Raw genomic sequence first — 17,586 nt, 5'->3', positions numbered from 1 at the left:
TGCCAATGAGAGTGACCTGGCCGGATGGCCCGGGAGGTCTGGGCACGGCGCCGCCGAGCAACACCTCATGCGCACATGGCGCGGGTGGCTCGGTTGCTGTTGATCAGAGGTAGAACTGGAGTGCTTGACCCATACCGTCCAGCGTAACGGATTCCGCCGGGGCGCGCGCGTGATTTTCCGAACCGTCCACTATCACCGAGCGCTCAGGACTCGCGACTGAGCCCAATCCAGTGCAGCTTCTCCTGCTGACGCCGGGAAAGCCCGGCGACCACCAGATCGTAGGAGTCTTCGACCATTTCGCGCAGCAACTCGTCCGGCACCGTGCCGTCTATCACGATGGTGTTCCAGTGCCGCTTGTTCAGGTGATATCCGGCGGTGATCGCGGAATAGTTTGCCCGCAGGTTCACGGCGACGTCGGGGTCACACTTCAAGCTCACCCGCAATGGCTCGGACGCGAGTGGACTGAGCGCGAACATCTTGCCGGCAACCTTGAACACGCTGTTCGCCTCGCCGAACGGGAACTCCTCGCCCGTGCCAGGAAAGCCGAGGCACAACTCGCGGAACATCGCAGGGGTCACTCCGGCAGTCTACGGCGTGAACGCGCACCGCACCCGACGTATCAGAAGCTCGGCGGGGTGGCGAAGACGAGGAAGCTGACGTCCTCGTCGGTGCGGTTCAGGTAGCGGTGCGGTCGCCGGGAGTCGAAGGCGCAACTATCCCCTTGCCCCAAGGTCAACTCTTCGGTTTCCACCTGGACAGTCAACGTGCCCTGCTCCACCAACACACACTCGTGCGCGGGGTGACGATGCTCCTGCGCGCTGGATACCGCGCCCGGTCGCAACCGACCGCGCAGGACCTCGAGGACCGGATCGGGTGGCGAGAGCTTCGCATAACTGAACTCCGACCGCGGTGTCGTCACCGCCGGTCGGGCATCCGATCGCCGGACAGCCACCCCATGCGACGCGGTTTCCTGGAAGAGGTCGAACAATGGCAGATCCAGCGCTTCGGCCAACCGCCGCAGTGTCTCCAGGCTCGGATCACTGCGGCCGTTTTCCACCTGACTGATCAACCCCTGCGAGACACCGGCGAGGTCGGCCAACTCGACCGAGGTCAGCCCGCGCTCCTTGCGGGCCGACCGGATGCGCCGCCCCAGCGCGACCGCATCCGCACTACCACCGCGCCGCCCACCCGCAACCATCCAGCGATAATATCAATATTGACTCCATTAATAATTCACGCCACCATCACCCGATGCCGGAGTCCACATCACCCGCTGATCTTGTCACCTTCCGTGATCGTTTTCCTACCCTGCCGGCGGTCACCCACTTCGCCAGTTGCAGCCAGGGGGCCCTTTCCATCGACGTACGCCAGCGCCTCGCTGATATGCAAGACGACCTCATGGCCAACCCCGCGCCATGGGGCCGCTGGATGGAACTTGCCGAGCAGCTGCGGAACCGGATGGCCGCGCGACTCGGCGCTTCACCTGCCCAGATCGCGCTCGCGCCGAACGCGTCGGTCGCCGCTTATCAGGTACGCGCGAACCTTCCCGCGTTCCGGCAACAACCACGTGCTGCGATCGTCTCAAGTGGACTCGAGTTCCCGTCGATCGGCCATGTCTGGCGAGCACCGGAAGACGGGATACCGGTCCGGTCGGTCGCGGCGGAACAGGCGCTGGACCCAGCGGCCTGGCAGCAAGCTATCGACGACAACACGGCCATGGTCTCAGTGCCGCTTGCTGGCTACGCCAACGGCACGCGCCCGCCGGTACGTGCGATCGCGGAGGCCGCGCACGCGGCTGGCGCGAAGGTCTTCGTGGACGCCTACCAGGGTGCCGGCGTCGTACCGTGCAACGTTGACGAGCTGGATTGCGACTTCCTTGTCGTCGGCGCGCTGAAGTATCTGCTCGGCCTTCCGGGCATCGCGTTCCTGTACGCACGTGATCCCTCGGCGCTGGAATCACCCGCGCTCACCGGCTGGTTCGGCCGAGGTAACCCGTTCGCCTTCGACGCCGAAACCGTCGACTATCCCAACACGGCGGCGCGCTTCGAAACCGGCACGGTCGGGGTCCCCTCGGTTTACGCCGCTCTCGGCGGACTGGACGCACTGGACACAGTGGACGAAACGGCTGGCTGGCGCCAGCTGCAACGCCGCGCCGAGCACCTCACCGGCGAACTCCGCGCGATGGGCGAACGGGTCGACCGGCCAACCGATCCGGACCTCGCCGGGCCACAGGTCGCGCTGGTCGAGCAGGATCCGGATGCCTTGGCGGGCTGGCTACTCACCGAACGCAAGATCAGTACCGCACCGCGCGGCAGCCGACTGCGTGTGTCCCTGCACTACTACTCCGATGACAGCGATATCGACCGGTTGCTGTCCGCCGTCCGGGACTACCGAAGGCATACCGGCCAACGCGAGTGAAGGAGCACCCCGTGGATTCCGCAGCCAAACCCGAGCGACTGCACTTCATTGGCGGCTGGTACCTCGCCTTCGCCGCGCCGCTGATCTTCATGATCGGCGTGATCAGTTACTTCGTCGTGTTCGAAACCTTCGATATGACCGCGCTGACGGTCGCCGGACTGCTCGGGCTGCTGGCTGGTGCGCTGCTTGCACGGAACTACCAGTCCTACTGGAATGCCGCCTTGCGCGGTATCGCCACCCCGATGTCGGCAACGCTCCTGTTGATCCTGCTGGTCGTCAGCCTGTTCGCGGCATTGCTTGATGTGTCCGGGGTCGCCGGCGGGATGGTGTGGCTCGCCGGCCAGTTTGGCCTGTCCGGGGGTCTGTTCCCAGCCGTTGTCTTCGTGCTCGCGGGTGCACTCGCCATGGCAACCGGTTCGTCGATCAGCACCCTGTTCACCGCGTTCCCGATCCTGTTTCCCGCCGGGATCGCGCTCGGCGCCGACCCGCTCCTGCTCGCCGGGGCAATCCTGTCCGGCGCGCTTTTCGGCGACAACATCGCGCCGATCTCGGATTCCACGATCGTCTCGGCCACCACCCAGCGCTATCGCGGCCGCGAAGGTGTCGCGGATATCGCCGGAGTCGTACGCTCGCGCGCTCGCTACGCGCTGACCGCGTTCGCCGCGAGCGTCGTACTGTACGCGATCGCTGGTCCGGCGATGGCTGATCAGCAGGGTTCGGCCACCGCCGGCCTGACCGCTGGCGCCAAACCACTGCTGATGCTGGTGGCCGTGGCGGTGCTGGTCGGTGTCGCCTTCTGGAAGCGAGACATCTTCCTGGCCACCTCTGCCGGCCTGGCCGCGGGGCTCATCGTCGCGGTGCCAACCGGACTGGTACCGGGTTCGGCGATCATCGGCGCGGAAGACGGTGCGGCGACCGGTTTTCTGGTGACAGGCGTGACGGACATGCTGCCACTGATCGGACTGGGGCTGGTCATTTTCGCCATCATTGGCGTGCTCGAGGCATCCGGGGCCTTCGACATACTGGTCAACGCGATCGCACGCTGGTCGAACCCGACCAACCCACGGGGCGCTGAACTGACGATCGGAGCCGGAGCGGTACTCGCTGGCGGACTCTTTGCCGGGGTCAACGGGCCGACCATGCTGTTCTACGGTCCCCTCGCGGACCGGATCGGCGCCGCCGCCGGCCTGCATCCCTATCGGCGCGCCAACGTCATGGACTGTGTCGTCCTCGGCATCGGCTCGATCGTGCCCGTCGTCAGCTCGTTCCTGCTGATCGCCAGTTCGCTCACCGCGGACGTGCCGGGCACCGCGCAGGTATCCGCGCTGACGCTATTCGTGGTCACCTGGTATCCACTGGTACTGACGCTGGTCATGCTGACCGCGATACTCACCGGCTGGGGCCGACGCTTCGAAGGCCCAGCCGGTGAGCCGGTCTCCATCCCCGCTCGCCGGAGCGCGGGCAGGACCGGTAATTAGCTACTTCTCGGCGGCGATCTGAATGAGATTGCCGCAGGTGTCCTCGAAGACAGCCGTAGTCACGGTTCCCATATCGGTCGGCTCCTGGGTGAACCGCACACCGAGCCCGCGCAGCCGCTCGGCCTCGGCGAAGACATCGTCGACGGCAAACGACGTGCACGGAATCCCGTCGGCGACCAACGCCGTCTTGTAAGGCCCGACGGCGGGGTGTCCATCCGGCTCGAGCAGCAACTCGGTGCCGTCCGGCTCCTCGGCAGACACCACGGTCAACCAGCGCGGCCCGCCAAGCGGCACATCGACCTTCTTCTGAAAACCGAGAACCTCGGTGTAGAACCGCAGCGCCTTGTCCTGGTCGTCCACGAACACGCTGGTGATGTTGATCCGCACGATCCGCTACCTCTCGTCCTCAATTGGCCATCGCTCGACAATTTCCCGCAGCGGTGACGTGTCCAGGCTGTGCCGCTTGCGCCGCCCCTGCCTACTGGTTCTGACCAAACCGGCCCCTTCGAGTATCCCCAAATGCTGCGAGATCGCTTGCCGGGACGAGCTCAGCTCGTGTTTTCCGGTAAGCCTGCCGCAAAGTTCGAATATCGTCTGGCCATCTTGTTCCCGAAGCTCATCGAGGATGGCCCGACGAGTCGGCTCAGCGAGGGCCTGGTACACATCAGCCATACCGAAGACGATACGCAAGTAGCCGCTTGCATGCAAGTAGGTACTTGCATGTTGGTTCCGGTATCCCCCGGACGAGGTAGCTAGTCCTTACCGCCGTGATCCAGCGTCTCCCGGAGGATATCGGCGTGCCCGGCATGCTCGGCGACCTCAGCGATGAGGTGCAGCAGTACCTGCCGAATACTGAACATCTTCCCGGAATCTCCCCACGGCACGGCCGGCAGCCGCCGCGCCGCGGAGAGATCCGGTACTTCGGCGATGATTTTCTCGGTGCGGGCGGCGACTCGTTCGTAGTTCGCCACCACTCCGGCCAGGGTCTCGCCCGACCGCAGCTGGAATCCTTCCGCGTACTCGATCATCCATTGTGGAACCTCCCGCGCGGTTCCGGCCATGATGTCCGCCCAGCGGGCGCCGTCAGGCAGCTCGAACGTCATCGCCGAGGGGCCATCAGTCACGAAACTCATCCACTGCTGCTCGCCCTCCGCCACGTGTTTCAGTAGGCCGCCGAGGCACAGCGCACTGACCGTTGGCCGCTCGGCCGCCTGCTCATCGGTAAGCCCTTCGGTCGTGGCGATCAGATTGGCACGCGCCTCCGCGAGCGCGGCAAGCAGCTCGCCCCGTTCGGCGTCCAGGTTTGTGGCGCGATCCGTTGTACTGGTCATCCGTGTTGTCCTTCGGCTCGTCGTTGGTCGATCCGAAATCCAGGATCACGGCAGTAGCGGCCAGGTTGTGTCCGCTACTTCAGCGAGAATCGGACGTATGCCGACAACCTCAGCACGATTGCTGTCCCTGCTCTCCTTACTTCAGGCGCGCAGGGACTGGCCGGCCGCGCTGCTTGCCGATCGATTGGCGGTCAGCTCGCGCACCGTGCGCCGCGATATCGACCGGCTGCGCGAACTCGGCTATCCGATCGCGACCAGCAAGGGGCCCGATGGCGGGTACCGGCTGCGGGCCGGTCAGGACCTACCCCCACTGTTCTTCGACGATGAGCAGGCCATCGCGCTCGCCGTTGCCCTCCAACTCGCCACCACGGCCAGCGCCGGTATCGAGGAAGCCGCCGCGCGCGCCTTGCGTACCGTCCGGCAGGTGATGCCGAGCAGGCTGCGCCACCGGATCGACACGATGCGGATCACGGCGATCCGAGATCCGGCGTCGGAACGGAACCCGCAGGTCGACGCCGAGGTACTGCTGGCACTGAGCACCGCCGTACAGGCACGGGAAGTGTTGCGCTTCGACTACCGGCCCGTCTCGGCAGCACGGGTCCGCGATCCCGCGGCACCACGCCGAACGGAACCGCACCACCTCGTCACCTGGGGCGGCCGCTGGTACCTCGTCGCGTGGGATCTGGACCGCGCTGACTGGCGAACCTTCCGCGCCGACCGCATCTCGCCGCGCACCCCGACCGGGCCGCGGTTCACCCCACGACAGTTGCCCGCCGACGATGTGGCCAGTTTCGTGACCAGCAAGTTCAGCACGACTGGTGGTCAACCATGCCGCGGTCAGGTGATCCTGGACCTACCAGCCGAAACGGTGTCCCAGTACCTCCGCGATGGCGTCGTCGAGGAACTCACCAGGGACCGCTGCCTGCTGACGCTGAGCTCCTGGTCCTGGCCTGGCCTCGCCGCCACCATCGGCATGTTCGACGCGGATATCGAAGTGGTCGGGCCCACCGAACTCGGCGCGGCGTTCGAGCTGCTTGCGCATCGCTGCACAGCGGCGGTGGCGCACTGACGGACGTGACTCAGCCGAGCTTCGCACATGCCGCGGTAAGGGCCTGATCGAGAATGTCGATCCCGGTCCGCGCCTGTTCCTCGGTAATCGTCAGCGGAGGAACAAGGTGAATGCGGTTGGCATTGGCGAAGGGCAGCAGACCACGCCGCTGGCAGGCCGCGACGAGTTCGGTCATAGCCGGACTGGTTCCTCCGTACGGCGCGAGGGGTTCCCGTGATGCCCGGTCCGTCACCAGCTCAAGGGCCCAGAACACGCCAGTACCACGAACCTCCCCGATCCACTCGTGGTGAGCGGCCAGCTCGGCCAGCCCAGGACCGAACACCTCCGTGCCGAGTTCCGCCGCGCCCGCGACAACTCCGTCCCGCTCCATCGTCTCGATCGTCGCCACCGCGGCCGCGCAGGCCAGCGGGTGGCCGGAGTACGTCAGCCCGCCGGGATAGGGCCGCTGGGCGAAAGTCGAGTAGACGGCTTCCCCGAGCAACACACCGCCAAGCGGGACGTACCCCGAATTCACACCCTTGGCGAAGGTCAGCAGATCGGGTACGACCGCATCGCGTTGGATGGCGAACCATTCGCCCGCCCGACCGAATCCGGACATCACCTCATCGGCGATGAGCAGGATGCCGAATCGGTCGCAGAGTTCCCGGACGCCGGCAAGGTAGCCCGGCGGCGGGACCATGATGCCCGCGGTGCCGGGAATCGACTCGAGCAGGATCGCGGCGATTGTCGACGGTCCCTCGAGGGCAATCACCTGCTCCAGGTGGGCCAGCGCCCGTTGACACTCCTCTTCTTCGGTGCTCGCGGAGAAGGCGCTGCGGTATCGGTACGGCCCGAAGAAGTGCACCGTGCCGGTCGACGCGGTGTCATTCGGCCATCGCCTCGGATCACCCGTCGCGTTGAGCGCGAGTTGGGTTCCCCCATGGTACGAACGATATCGGGAAAGCACCTTCGGCCGGCCGGTATGCAGCCGCGCCATCCGGATCGCGTGTTCATTGGCATCCGCACCGCCATTGGTGAAAAACACCCGGTCGAGGCCGTCCGGGGCGTGCTTGGCAATCAGCCGGGCGGCCTCGGAGCGGGCACCGTTGGCGTGTGACGGGGCCACGGTGCACAGCGTGGCCGCCTGTTCCTGGATGGCGCCTACCACCGCTGGATGCTGGTGCCCGAGGTTGGTGAATACCAACTGGGAGGTGAAATCCAGTAGTCGATTGCCATGCCGGTCCCAGACATAGGGCCCATCGGCCTTGGTGATGACCATCGGGTCCACTGTGGCCTGGGCCGACCAGGAGTGAAACACGTGCCGGCGATCAAGTTCATAGGCACGCTCCGGATCGAGCGCCGCCCGGAGGCCGGGCGATACCCCGTGATCTTCAGACATTCCGCGGGAACCCCAGTTCGAGGCCACCAGCAGGTCGGGCGGCCGGATTGATCCAACGGGACGTGACGACCTTCGCGCGGGTGAAGAAATGTACTCCTTCCGCGCCGTGCGCATGGGTGTCACCGAACAGCGACTGCTTCCAACCACCGAACGAGTAAAAAGCGACCGGGACCGGGATGGGCACGTTGATCCCGATCATGCCTACTTGGACATCCGCTTCGAAACGGCGAGCGGCTCCGCCGTCGTTGGTGAAGATCGCGGTGCCGTTCCCATACTGGTTATTGTTGATCAGCTCGACGGCTTCGGCATACGACGACGCCCGCACCACGCTCAGGACCGGGCCAAAGATCTCCTCGGTGTAGATGTCCATATCGGACGTCACATGGTCGAAAAGCGTCGGACCGAGCCAATGGCCATGCTGACCGCCCCTCGGCTCGACCACGCGGCCATCAATAACCAGTGTGGCGCCTGCCTGCTCACCGGCCGCCACGAAGCCGGCGACCCTGTCTCGATGCGCCCTGGTGACCAGCGGTCCCATATCGGCCTCGACCCCGGTACCCGCTTGGCCGTCTCCGGTGACCAGCGTCCTGGTACGGTCGGCGATCCGGGCGACAAGATCATCCCCGACCGGGTCCACCGCGACGACTACGCTGATCGCCATGCACCGCTCACCCGCACTGCCGTAGCCGGCGCTGACCGCGGCGTCGGCCGCGAGATCAAGATCGGCGTCCGGCAGTACGACCATATGGTTCTTCGCGCCACCAAGCGCCTGTACACGCTTGCCGTGCCGGCTGGCTTCCGCATAGACATACGAGGCGATCGGCGTGGATCCCACGAAGCTGATCGCCGCCACTTCCGGACTGTGCAACAGTGCGTCCACCGCGACCTTATCGCCGTGCAGCACGTTGAACACCCCGTCAGGCAGCCCCGCCTCCTGCCACAGGCGAGCCATCCACAACGCGGCTGAGGGGTCCTTCTCACTTGGTTTGAGGACAACCGCGTTGCCGGCGGCGATTGCGATCGGGAAGAACCACATCGGGACCATGGCCGGAAAGTTGAACGGGCTGATGATGCCGACAACGCCGAGCGGCTCGCGTTTGGCGTGCACGTCGACGCCGGTTGACACGCCCTCCGAGTGCCCGCCTTTGAGCAGATGCGAGATACCGCAGGCGAATTCCACGACCTCCTGGCCACGGGCTACCTCACCCAGCGCATCGGAGTGCACCTTGCCGTGCTCGGCGGTGATCAGCCGGGCCAGCTCGTCCTTACGCTCATTGAGCAGCTCGCGGAAGGCGAACAGGATCTGCGTCCGTTTGGCCAGCGAGGTGGCACCCCATTCGGCGCTTGCCTTGGCCGCGGCGGCGATGACCTGCTCGGCATCCCGCTCGCTGGCCAGCGCCACGCGACCGGAAACCTGGCCGGTGGCGGGATTGGTGACATCGGCCCAACCCTTCGGGTCACCGCGGAATTCGGCGCCATCCAGCCAGTGCGTGATCGACGTGGTCATGTATTCGCCTCCTTATAGCTCGACCGCAGACTAGCCGGGCACACCCAGGAACGAACCTGACATAATGTCGGATCAGGAACGATTATCCGACAATACGTCAGGGCGAGGTGACCAGTGGCCGTCGTAACCGTCGCGCAGGCACTCGAGATGCCCGTACTGCGCGCAGCGGGTCCGCGAGTCCTGGCCGGCGAATCGGGTTTGGCACGCGAAGTACGTTGGGTACACACCACCGAGCTTTCCGACATCGCGCCCCTGCTGCGCGGCGGCGACCTGGTCCTCAGCACCGGAATCGCGTTTCCGGAAACCACGCCCGACCTCGAAGCGCTCGCCAGCAGCCTGTCCGAGACCAACGCCGCCGGCCTGCTCATCGAACTCGGCCGGCGCTGGGACCAGGTGCCATCGCCGCTGATCACCGCCTGCGAGCGGCTGAATCTGCCGCTCGTCGCGCTGACTCGCGAGGTGCGCTTCGCCGCGGTGACCCAGGATGTGGGTGAGCGAATCGTCGACGAACAGCTGGCCGAACTCCGCGAGGCCGAACGCGTACACGACACGTTCACCGCGCTGAGCATCGAGGATGCCGGCCCCGCGGAGATACTGGCCGCGGTGCAGCGCCTCGCTGGCGCGGCCGTCGTGCTCGAGGACGCGCAACACCGGGTGCTGGACTACCGGGCAGGCCCCGAGGACATCAGCGACTTCCTCGCGGACTGGCAATCCCGCTCACGCGCGGTCGAGCACCTCGCACGCACCACATGGGACGCGGCGAACGGCTGGCTGCTCACTCGACTCGGCCGGCGCGACAAGGGCTGGGGCCGGCTGATCGTGCAGGCACCGACCGCTCCCGCACGGCGCCTCACCGTGGTAGCGGAACGGGCGGCCGCCGCGCTGGCGATGCACCGGCTGCAGGACCGCCATCGGGACAGCCTCGACCGGCGCGTCCATCACGAACTGCTGCTCGGACTACTCGCCGATCCCACCGAGCCGGATCTGTTGCGCCGCTGCGAACTGGCCGGTCTGCCCACCGCCAACCGAATCTTCGTCGGCCTCACCGTCCGCCCCGAAGCGAGCACCCAGGAGCGGCCCGGTCGCGGTCAGTCCGTTGTGGACGACGTACTGGCCTCGGTAGCCCACGCGGCCTATGCGATCGACGTTCCGGCGCTGATCTGCGAGATCGACCGAGATGTCCGAATACTGCTTTCGTTCCTGCCCTCGGCGGATCCCGAACCGTACGTGGCCACGCTGGCCGAGCGGGTAGCCGGAAATCACGTCGTCCTGATCGGCGCGGGCAGAGCAGTCGGCCAGGCTGGGCATATCGACCGCACCGTTCGCGAATCGCGGCATGTGGTGGAATCGATTCCACCAGCTACGACCCGTCCTGTGGTGCACCGGCTGGAAGACGTGCACCTACGTGGCTTGCTCGCCATGCTCGGTGACGACGAGCGGGTTCGCGCGTTCGTCGCTCGGGAACTCGAGATCCTCACCGATCACGACGCGCGACACGGGAGCGATCTGCTTTCCGTGTTGCGGGCACTGCTGCAACACCCCACAAGCAAGTCCGACGCCGCCGCCGCGGTCCACCTTTCTCGGGCTTCGTTCTACGACCGCCTGGCGAAAATCGAACGGCTACTGACCGTTTCCCTTGACGATCCGGACACGCGCGTCTCATTACAGGTGGCACTCATCGCCGATGAGCTTTCCCGGTAACGCCCGCGCGGGCTAATCCGCGAGATCGGTTTCCTCGTCATCGGGGTTCCAGGAAAGTAGCCGCACCTTGGCGACGGTGCGCAGATGCCGGCGCATCGCGGCGGCCGCCTTACTCGGCGCCCCGTTGCTGATCGCCTCGTAAATCGCTCGGTGCTGGCTCAGTGATCTGTTCGGCCGGCCGGGCTGGCGAAGCGATTCGGTCCGGCTCTCGGTGACCTGCTCGGCCATCGCGCGCATGAACTCGGCGAGCATCGAACTGTGCGCGGCGACGGTGACCGCCGCATGGAACCGGCGGTCACCCTCCACTCCGTGGCCGCCATCCTCGATCTCCTGTCGCATGTGCTCGAGCGCGCCGGCGATCGCCTCCAGATCCTGCGCCGTCCGGCGCTCGGCCGCGAGTTCAGCCAGCTTGGTTTCCAGTGCCTCCCGTGCTTCCAGCACATCGGGCAATCTGCGCCTGCGGCGCACCAGCTCATCGACCGGTTCAGCGGCCAGGGTGTCGCGCACCAGGTAGGTTCCGCCCCCATGCCGGGCCTCGACCAGACCCTGCACTTCGAGCACCACGATCGCCTGTTTCACTGACGCCCTGCTGACCTCGAGGCGCTGCGCGAGCTCGCGCTCCGCCGGAAGCCGGTCCCCACCGCGCAGGCCGGCGCGCTCCACGTACTCCCGAAGCCGCTCGATCACCTGCTCGTAGAGCCGCTGTTTGGCCATCGGGCGCAGGGCGTCGGACACTCGCTCCCCTGTCTGTCAGTACTGGTCAGCGTTTCGTACAGGGTACCGCAGCTAGCGGAAATGGCTGAGCCACTCGCCCATTTCCCTCTTGACAAGGGTCGCCAAGTTCCCGCAAAGTGGTTCAGCCACTCGGCCAGTTGTTCGACACAGCGAGCCCAACGACGGGAGCCCCGCATGTCCGCCGAACTCGTCTCGATACTCGTCCTCGCGGTGTTGTTCATCGTCGCGACCACCCGGTCGATCAACATGGGGGCACTGGCGTTCGCGGCCGCGTTCGGGGTTGGCACGCTGGCCGCGGGCATGGACGCCGACGCGATCTTCGCCGGGTTTCCCGGGGACCTGTTCGTCGTCCTCGTCGGGGTGACCTACCTGTTCGCCATCGCCAGAGCGAACGGCACCACCGACTGGCTGATCAGCGCCTCAATCCGGCTCGTCGGTGGCCGGCTGGCACTCATTCCCTGGGTGATGTTCCTGGTCACCGCGACCCTGACGGCCATCGGCGCGGTGAGCCCCGCGGCGGTCGCGATCATCGCCCCGATCGCGCTGGGCTTCGCGGCACGGCACGGCATCAGCCCGCTGCTGATGGGCGCGATGGTGGTGCATGGGGCACAGGCCGGCGGTTTCTCGCCGATCAGCATCTACGGCACGATCGTGAACGGCATCGTGGCGCGGGAGAACCTGCCCGGCAACGAACTCGTACTCTTCCTGGCGAGTTTCCTGGCCAACCTGATCATCGCGATCATCGTGTTCGTCAGTTGTGGCGGGCTGCGACTCGCCCGCAGGGCTGGACGTCTCGTTCCTGCCGGCACTGGCGCACCGGAAGGCACCGGCTCACCGGAAGGCACTGGCGCCAGCGAGGACCAGGACACCAACGATCCGACGATCCGACTGACGCCGCCACGCATCGCTACGCTCATCGGCCTCGTCGCGTTGGTGGTCTGCGCGCTGGGGTTCGACCTGGATGTTGGCCTCACCGCGATCAGTGTCGCGGTCCTGCTCAGCGTGGTCTGGCCGGAAACCAGCAAGCAGGCAGTGAATCAGATCACCTGGCCGACCGTGCTGCTGATCTGCGGCATGCTCACCTATGTCGGGGTGCTGCAGGAAATGGGCACCATCGACTATGCCGGCAACGCGGTTTCCGACGTCGGCATCCCACTGCTCGCCGCGCTGCTGATCTGCTACATCGGCGGCATCGTCTCCGCGTTCGCTTCCTCGGTAGCCATTATGGGCGCGCTGATCCCCCTTGCCGTGCCATTCCTGCTGGACGGCACGGTCGGTCCGGTCGTGCTGATTGCCGCCCTCGCCGTATCCGCGACGGTCGTGGACGTGAGCCCGTTTTCCACCAACGGCGCCCTTGTCCTGGCCAGTGCCCAGGACGTGGACCGAGACCGGTTCTTCCAACAGCTTCTGGTTTATGGGGGCATTATCGTAGCCGTGGCCCCGCTCGTGATCTGGCTCGTCCTGATCGTGCCCGGCTTCGGCTGACCGGCGCGGGCAGGCCAGCGCATGGCATATCGACGATAAGGAGCACTCGTGTCCGACCAGGCATCCGCGGGGCTGTTTCCCGTGTTGGAAACCGCGTCCAGCAAACTCGCACTGAGCTTTCCGGATCGGTCACTGAGCTACGCCGAGTTGGCCGCCGTCGCGGGCGGACTCGCCAACTCCTTGCGCGCCACGGGCGCCAGCCGGGTCGCGGTGTGGGCAACGTCCACATTAGAGACCAGCGTGGGGGTGGTAGCCGCTCTGCTGGCTGGAGTACCCGTAGTTCCGGTGAACCCGAAGATCGGCGAGCGCGAGCTCGCGCATATCGTCGCGGACAGTGCGCCCGCGCTGGTACTCGCCGAACCGGCGGCACAGCTGCCACCGGAGCTGGCCGCACTGCCGCGACACGATGTGGACCTCAGCCCTTCGCCGGTAGCCGCGACGCCGGAGCCGAACGACGCGGCGCCGGCGGTGATCGTCTACACCTCGGGAACAACCGGTCTACCGAAAGGTGTCGTGCTTACCCAGGGCGCGATCGCCGCGACGCTGGACGCGGTCGCCGACATCTGGCAGTGGACCGACGAGGACGTACTGGTGCACGCGCTGCCGCTGTTTCACGTACACGGCTTGATTCTGGGCATCCTCGGCCCCCTGCGCCGAGGTGGTTCGGTGCGCCACCTTGGTCGGTTCGACACCGCTGAGCTCGCGAACACCCTGGCCGACGACGGCACGATGCTGTTCGGCGTACCCACGATGTATCACCGGATCGCACTGGAAGTCGCCGATGCCCCCGCACTCGCGGCTGCCCTACGCGGTGCCCGGCTGCTGGTATCCGGCTCGGCGGCCCTCCCGGTTACCGATCACCAGCGCATCTTCGAGGCGACCGGTCAGCATGTCGTGGAGCGGTACGGGATGAGCGAGACACTGATGAACACCAGTGTCCCCGCACGGGGGCCGGCCAAGCCGGGAACCGTGGGTGTTCCGCTGCACGGAGTCGAGTTGCGCCTCGTCGATGAGGCCGGCACAACGATCGACACGAGCGATGGTGAAACCGTGGGAGAAATCCACGTACGTGGCCCGAACCTGTTCACCGAGTACCTGAACCGCCCGGACGCGACGGCAGCGGCGTTCGTGGACGGCTGGTTCGCCACCGGCGACGTGGCCACTCGGGATTCCGACGGTTACATTCGAATCGTCGGCAGGAAAGCCACCGACATCATCAAAAGCGGTGGTTACAAGATCGGCGCGGGTGAGATCGAGAACGCGCTGCTCGAGCATCCCGCGGTTGCCGAGGTGGCTGTTACCGGCGAACCGGACGACGACCTCGGCGAGCGAATCGTGGCGTGGGTCGTACCGGACGGTACCCCGCCCACCGAACGCGAGCTGGCCGATCATGTGGCACGGCTGCTCACCCCGCATAAGCGGCCGAGGGTGGTACGGTTTCAAGAATCCTTGCCGCGCAACGACATGGGCAAGGTGATGAAGCGGGCTCTGCATGGCTGAACCGGCGCGCGCGGTCATCGACCGGGTGGCGTCCTCGTTTGTCGAGTTCGCCACCGATCAAGTCACGGTGTCCACTACGGACGGACCGATCGAGTGGCCAGGTTATTCCCGCGCGCTCGCCGAAGCCGCCGATCGCACGGGTGAACGCGAATCGGTGGTATGCGGAGTTGGGGACATCGGCGGCACGCGGACCGTCGTTATCGCATTCGAGTTCGGTTTTCTCGGTGGTTCCGTCGGCGGCGAGACGGGAAACCGGATAGCGGCGGCCTTCCGGGCGGCGCGAGAGTTACGGGCGCCCGTGGTGTCTCTCGTGGCAACGGGCGGCAGCCGTATGCAGGAAGGTATGCGGGCGCTGAGCCAACTACAGCGCATCGCCAGGGAATCGGCACTGACCCGGCAGGCCGGTCTGCCGCAGCTGGCGGTACTGCGCGACCCGACAACGGGTGGCGGTTGGGCCACACTCGGCGCCGGCGCGGACGTGACGCTTGCTCTTACCGGCGCGCAGGTCGGCTTCGCTGGTTCGCGGGTACGGCCCGAGGGGGATCCGACGGCGTACACCGCGGAGGGGCAGCTCGCCGGCGGTCACGTGGACCAGATCGTCACACCGGAATCGCTTGGTGCCGCCGTGACGCGCTGGGTCCGACTGCTCACCCGCCCGGCATCGAAGGCTGCGCCACCGCCGGCCGCGCTCGGCCACAGCACGGCACCAGCCACCGGTTGGGCAGCGGTGCGCGCGGCACGGGAACCCAGCAGGCCGCGCGCGGCGAGGTATCTGGATAGCTACTTCGCCTGGCGCGAGAACCTCAGCGGGGACCGGTGCGGCGGGGTGGACGCCGGTGTGCTGTGCGGTATCGGGTTCCGGCACGGCGAGGCGGTCGCCTACGCCGCACAATGCGGCACCGCCACGTTGCCCGCCGGTTTCCGGACAGCCGCGCGGTTGGTTCGGCTCGCCGACAGGTTGAGCATCCCCGTACTGACGCTTGTGGACACCAATGGCGCGGCCAATGACGGTATGGCCGAGCGTGCCGGAGCCGGCTCGGCGATCGCCGAGCTGTTCGCCGCGATCGCCGAAGCTGCGGTACCGGTAACCTCCCTGGTGATCGGCGAGGGCGGTTCGGGCGGCGCGCTGGCGTTCGCGTCGCCGGAACACACCTGGGTAACACCGGACAGCTACTTCTCGGTGACCTCCCCCGAAGCCGCTACCGCGATCCTCAAACGCCCCGAAGCGGACGTACCCGCCATCGCCAACCAGCTTCGACTGCGTCCACAGGACCTTGTCGAACTCGGTGTCGCTCGCGGGATCGTGAGGCCAGACGACACCTAGCTAGCCGCGCGAGGTCAACCGCACCTGTGCCCGGTTGACCTTTCCGGTGGCGTTCCTTGGCAGCCCATGGGTGGTGATCACCCACCGGGAAGGCACCTTGTAGCGCGCGATCTGTGTCCCCACATAGTCCCGCAATTCCTGCTCGGTAACCACAATCCCTGGCCAGACCACCACAACGGCCGCCACCTCTTGCCCGAGATCCTGATGTGGCGTACCGAGCACGATGCATTCCCGAACCGCTGGGTGGGTACTCAGCTGGTTCTCCACTTCGGCCGGATAGACGTTCTCCCCGCCGCGCAGGATCAGATCTGATCGCCGGCTCGACACCCGCAACTGACCATCCACCATGGCGCCAAGATCACCGGTGCGGAACCAACGATGCGGCGCGCTCGATGCCTCGGTGGCCCGCGGATCACGCCAGTAGCCAAGCATCATCTGCGGCCCGCGCAGACAGATCTCCCCCTCAGTGCCGTCCACGACCGCATTGCCGTGCACATCACGAACCTCGACCTCCATTGTGGGCACTGGCGATCCGACTGTTTCCGGATCGGCGCGCAGGTCCGCGGGCGAGGCCAGAGTAGCCGCGGTCGACGATTCGGTAAGCCCATAGCTGGTGCCAAGGGAACGCTCCGCCGCGGGTAGCACCTCGCGCAGGCGTTGTTTCAGTTCCGGCGAAGACGGCGCGCTGTTGACCGAGATCGCGCGCAATGAGCTCAGATCGTATGCGGCCAGCTGGGAATGCTCGATCAGCCGCGAGACCATCGTGGGCACCGCGCCCCAGTTCGTGACCCGTTCCCGCTCGACGAGGCGCAGCACCTCGTTGATATCGAACCGGCCGAGATGCAGTACCGCCGTGTCACCATCGACGAGCCGGGCCACGGCAAGGTTGTGCAGCGAAGCGATATGAAACAGCGGCGTCACGAGGAGGAACCGCCGGTACCCCGGCGGGTTGCCCAGCTCCGTTGCCACCGCGTCGTTGACGAGGTGGAACCAGCAGGCGGCGAGCACGTTGCGGTGCGAATGGGTGGCGCCCTTTGCCCTTCCCGTCGTGCCGCTGGTGAACAGGATGACCGCGGGGTCGTCCTCGTCCACCTGGACCTCGGGAAGCTCGGCATCCGCGTATCGGTCGATCAGCTCCGGAATACCCGATTCCACGGTAAGCACCGGCACCTCCCGGTTACCGGCAAGCTCCGCGCGCGGGCCATCCGCGACCAGCAACACCGGCTCGGTCAGGTCCAACCCGTACTCGGTCTCCTGAGCCGTCCACATCGAATTCATTCCGACGGCGATGGCGCCGAGCGACACCGTAGCCCAGAACGCGATAATCCATTCTGGACAGTTTGGCGCACAGATGGCGACCCGATCGCCCTTGCCGACGCCATACTCGGTACGCAACGCGGTGGCTATCGCCGCAACGGCTCGATAGTGCGCGGTGAAGCTGAGACTGCCATATTCGGTCACCAGATAGGGCCGGTCGCCGAACCGAGTCGATCCGCGAATCAGTTCGCTCAGGGCGCGGTGCCGGTTGGCGAATACCCGCATCGGTTCACCCAGTACATCAGCCTCCCCGATCTCGAAGGGTGCGCCAGGGGCGGTCAACGCGGCGAGCACCTCGTCCCGCACGGTCATCGGCGCTCCTTTCCCTCGCTCGATAGAACGC

The 17,586-nt window shown here is 66.3% G+C and carries 16 protein-coding genes; 7 read left to right on the top strand and 9 right to left on the bottom strand.

What is annotated here, in order from left to right; genetic code table 11:
- Nucleotides 1–203 precede the first annotated feature (203 nt).
- Nucleotides 204–578, bottom strand: coding sequence for an MmcQ/YjbR family DNA-binding protein (locus EV191_RS24730; RefSeq protein ID WP_243659206.1), 375 nt, complete (start codon nucleotides 576–578; stop codon nucleotides 204–206).
- A gap of 41 nt (nucleotides 579–619) precedes the next feature.
- Complete coding sequence (locus EV191_RS24725) at nucleotides 620–1,198, bottom strand: helix-turn-helix domain-containing protein (RefSeq protein WP_132879868.1); 579 nt, start codon at nucleotides 1,196–1,198, stop codon at nucleotides 620–622.
- Between the two features lie 53 nt (nucleotides 1,199–1,251).
- Between EV191_RS24725 and EV191_RS24720 the strand changes: the two genes are divergently transcribed.
- The gene (locus EV191_RS24720) at nucleotides 1,252–2,418 is read left to right on the top strand and encodes an aminotransferase class V-fold PLP-dependent enzyme (RefSeq protein ID WP_132879867.1); all 1,167 of its coding nucleotides are present in this window, start codon (nucleotides 1,252–1,254) and stop codon (nucleotides 2,416–2,418) included.
- An 11-nt stretch (nucleotides 2,419–2,429) separates the two neighbouring features.
- Nucleotides 2,430–3,896, top strand: coding sequence for a Na+/H+ antiporter NhaC family protein (locus EV191_RS24715; RefSeq protein ID WP_132879866.1), 1,467 nt, complete (start codon nucleotides 2,430–2,432; stop codon nucleotides 3,894–3,896).
- Here the strand turns inward: EV191_RS24715 and EV191_RS24710 are convergent, their stop codons facing one another.
- From EV191_RS24710 to EV191_RS24700, 3 genes are all read right to left on the bottom strand, one after another.
- Nucleotides 3,897–4,286 (bottom strand): VOC family protein, encoded by a 390-nt coding sequence (locus EV191_RS24710; protein ID WP_279388462.1) that lies wholly within the window; start codon nucleotides 4,284–4,286, stop codon nucleotides 3,897–3,899.
- A gap of 3 nt (nucleotides 4,287–4,289) precedes the next feature.
- On the bottom strand, nucleotides 4,290–4,568 hold the full coding sequence (locus tag EV191_RS24705; RefSeq protein ID WP_132879863.1) for an ArsR/SmtB family transcription factor: 279 nt from the start codon (nucleotides 4,566–4,568) through the stop codon (nucleotides 4,290–4,292).
- A gap of 80 nt (nucleotides 4,569–4,648) precedes the next feature.
- Nucleotides 4,649–5,227 carry a DinB family protein gene (locus tag EV191_RS24700; RefSeq protein WP_132879861.1) on the bottom strand — a complete coding sequence of 193 codons (579 nt, stop codon included), beginning with the start codon at nucleotides 5,225–5,227 and terminating at the stop codon, nucleotides 4,649–4,651.
- A gap of 97 nt (nucleotides 5,228–5,324) precedes the next feature.
- On the opposite strand from EV191_RS24700, the gene EV191_RS24695 reads away from it, so the two are divergent.
- A complete protein-coding gene (locus tag EV191_RS24695) occupies nucleotides 5,325–6,296 on the top strand; it encodes a helix-turn-helix transcriptional regulator (RefSeq protein ID WP_132879859.1) in 972 nt (323 codons plus the stop codon).
- Nucleotides 6,297–6,306: 10 nt separating this feature from the next.
- Here EV191_RS24695 and EV191_RS24690 read toward each other — a convergent pair whose 3' ends face one another.
- On the bottom strand, nucleotides 6,307–7,674 hold the full coding sequence (locus EV191_RS24690) for an aspartate aminotransferase family protein (RefSeq protein ID WP_132879858.1): 1,368 nt from the start codon (nucleotides 7,672–7,674) through the stop codon (nucleotides 6,307–6,309).
- The gene (locus tag EV191_RS24685; RefSeq protein ID WP_132879856.1) at nucleotides 7,667–9,181 is read right to left on the bottom strand and encodes a CoA-acylating methylmalonate-semialdehyde dehydrogenase; all 1,515 of its coding nucleotides are present in this window, start codon (nucleotides 9,179–9,181) and stop codon (nucleotides 7,667–7,669) included. The genes EV191_RS24690 and EV191_RS24685 overlap by 8 nt, the downstream gene beginning before the upstream one ends.
- A gap of 114 nt (nucleotides 9,182–9,295) precedes the next feature.
- Between EV191_RS24685 and EV191_RS24680 the strand changes: the two genes are divergently transcribed.
- A complete protein-coding gene (locus EV191_RS24680) occupies nucleotides 9,296–10,882 on the top strand; it encodes a PucR family transcriptional regulator (protein WP_207894667.1) in 1,587 nt (528 codons plus the stop codon).
- 12 nt (nucleotides 10,883–10,894) lie between these two features.
- Here EV191_RS24680 and EV191_RS24675 read toward each other — a convergent pair whose 3' ends face one another.
- The gene (locus EV191_RS24675) at nucleotides 10,895–11,617 is read right to left on the bottom strand and encodes a FadR/GntR family transcriptional regulator (protein WP_132879855.1); all 723 of its coding nucleotides are present in this window, start codon (nucleotides 11,615–11,617) and stop codon (nucleotides 10,895–10,897) included.
- A gap of 174 nt (nucleotides 11,618–11,791) precedes the next feature.
- Here EV191_RS24675 and EV191_RS24670 point away from each other — a divergent pair, with 174 nt between their 5' ends.
- From EV191_RS24670 to EV191_RS24660, 3 genes are read left to right on the top strand one after another with little or no spacing between them, the layout of a single operon-like run.
- The gene (locus EV191_RS24670) at nucleotides 11,792–13,102 is read left to right on the top strand and encodes an SLC13 family permease (RefSeq protein WP_132879853.1); all 1,311 of its coding nucleotides are present in this window, start codon (nucleotides 11,792–11,794) and stop codon (nucleotides 13,100–13,102) included.
- A 48-nt stretch (nucleotides 13,103–13,150) separates the two neighbouring features.
- The gene (locus EV191_RS24665) at nucleotides 13,151–14,602 is read left to right on the top strand and encodes an acyl-CoA synthetase (RefSeq protein ID WP_243659205.1); all 1,452 of its coding nucleotides are present in this window, start codon (nucleotides 13,151–13,153) and stop codon (nucleotides 14,600–14,602) included.
- Nucleotides 14,595–15,926 (top strand): carboxyl transferase domain-containing protein, encoded by a 1,332-nt coding sequence (locus EV191_RS24660; protein ID WP_132879851.1) that lies wholly within the window; start codon nucleotides 14,595–14,597, stop codon nucleotides 15,924–15,926. Before EV191_RS24665 ends, EV191_RS24660 begins: the two co-directional genes overlap by 8 nt.
- Here EV191_RS24660 and casG read toward each other — a convergent pair whose 3' ends face one another.
- Entirely contained in the window at nucleotides 15,927–17,555 is a 1,629-nt protein-coding gene (gene casG, locus EV191_RS24655) for a steroid-24-oyl-CoA synthetase (protein ID WP_132879850.1), read from the bottom strand.
- Between the last annotated feature and the right edge of the window lie 31 nt (nucleotides 17,556–17,586).

The organism is Tamaricihabitans halophyticus (assembly GCF_004340875.1).
In the GTDB taxonomy this organism is placed as follows: Bacteria; Actinomycetota; Actinomycetes; order Mycobacteriales; family Pseudonocardiaceae; genus Tamaricihabitans; species Tamaricihabitans halophyticus.
The sequence above is the reverse complement of the archived record's forward strand: the minus strand, read 5'-3'. Positions and strand labels throughout refer to the sequence as shown.

Coding starts and splice junctions, on each gene's coding strand:
- casG (WP_132879850.1), bottom strand. CDS start 17,555: ATGACCGTGCGGGACGAGGTGCTCGCCGCGTTGACCGCCCCTGGCGCA.
- EV191_RS24700 (WP_132879861.1), bottom strand. CDS start 5,227: ATGACCAGTACAACGGATCGCGCCACAAACCTGGACGCCGAACGGGGC.
- EV191_RS24690 (WP_132879858.1), bottom strand. CDS start 7,674: ATGTCTGAAGATCACGGGGTATCGCCCGGCCTCCGGGCGGCGCTCGAT.
- EV191_RS24725 (WP_132879868.1), bottom strand. CDS start 1,198: ATGGTTGCGGGTGGGCGGCGCGGTGGTAGTGCGGATGCGGTCGCGCTG.
- EV191_RS24695 (WP_132879859.1), top strand. CDS start 5,325: ATGCCGACAACCTCAGCACGATTGCTGTCCCTGCTCTCCTTACTTCAG.
- EV191_RS24720 (WP_132879867.1), top strand. CDS start 1,252: ATGCCGGAGTCCACATCACCCGCTGATCTTGTCACCTTCCGTGATCGT.
- EV191_RS24670 (WP_132879853.1), top strand. CDS start 11,792: ATGTCCGCCGAACTCGTCTCGATACTCGTCCTCGCGGTGTTGTTCATC.
- EV191_RS24705 (WP_132879863.1), bottom strand. CDS start 4,568: ATGGCTGATGTGTACCAGGCCCTCGCTGAGCCGACTCGTCGGGCCATC.
- EV191_RS24685 (WP_132879856.1), bottom strand. CDS start 9,181: ATGACCACGTCGATCACGCACTGGCTGGATGGCGCCGAATTCCGCGGT.
- EV191_RS24660 (WP_132879851.1), top strand. CDS start 14,595: ATGGCTGAACCGGCGCGCGCGGTCATCGACCGGGTGGCGTCCTCGTTT.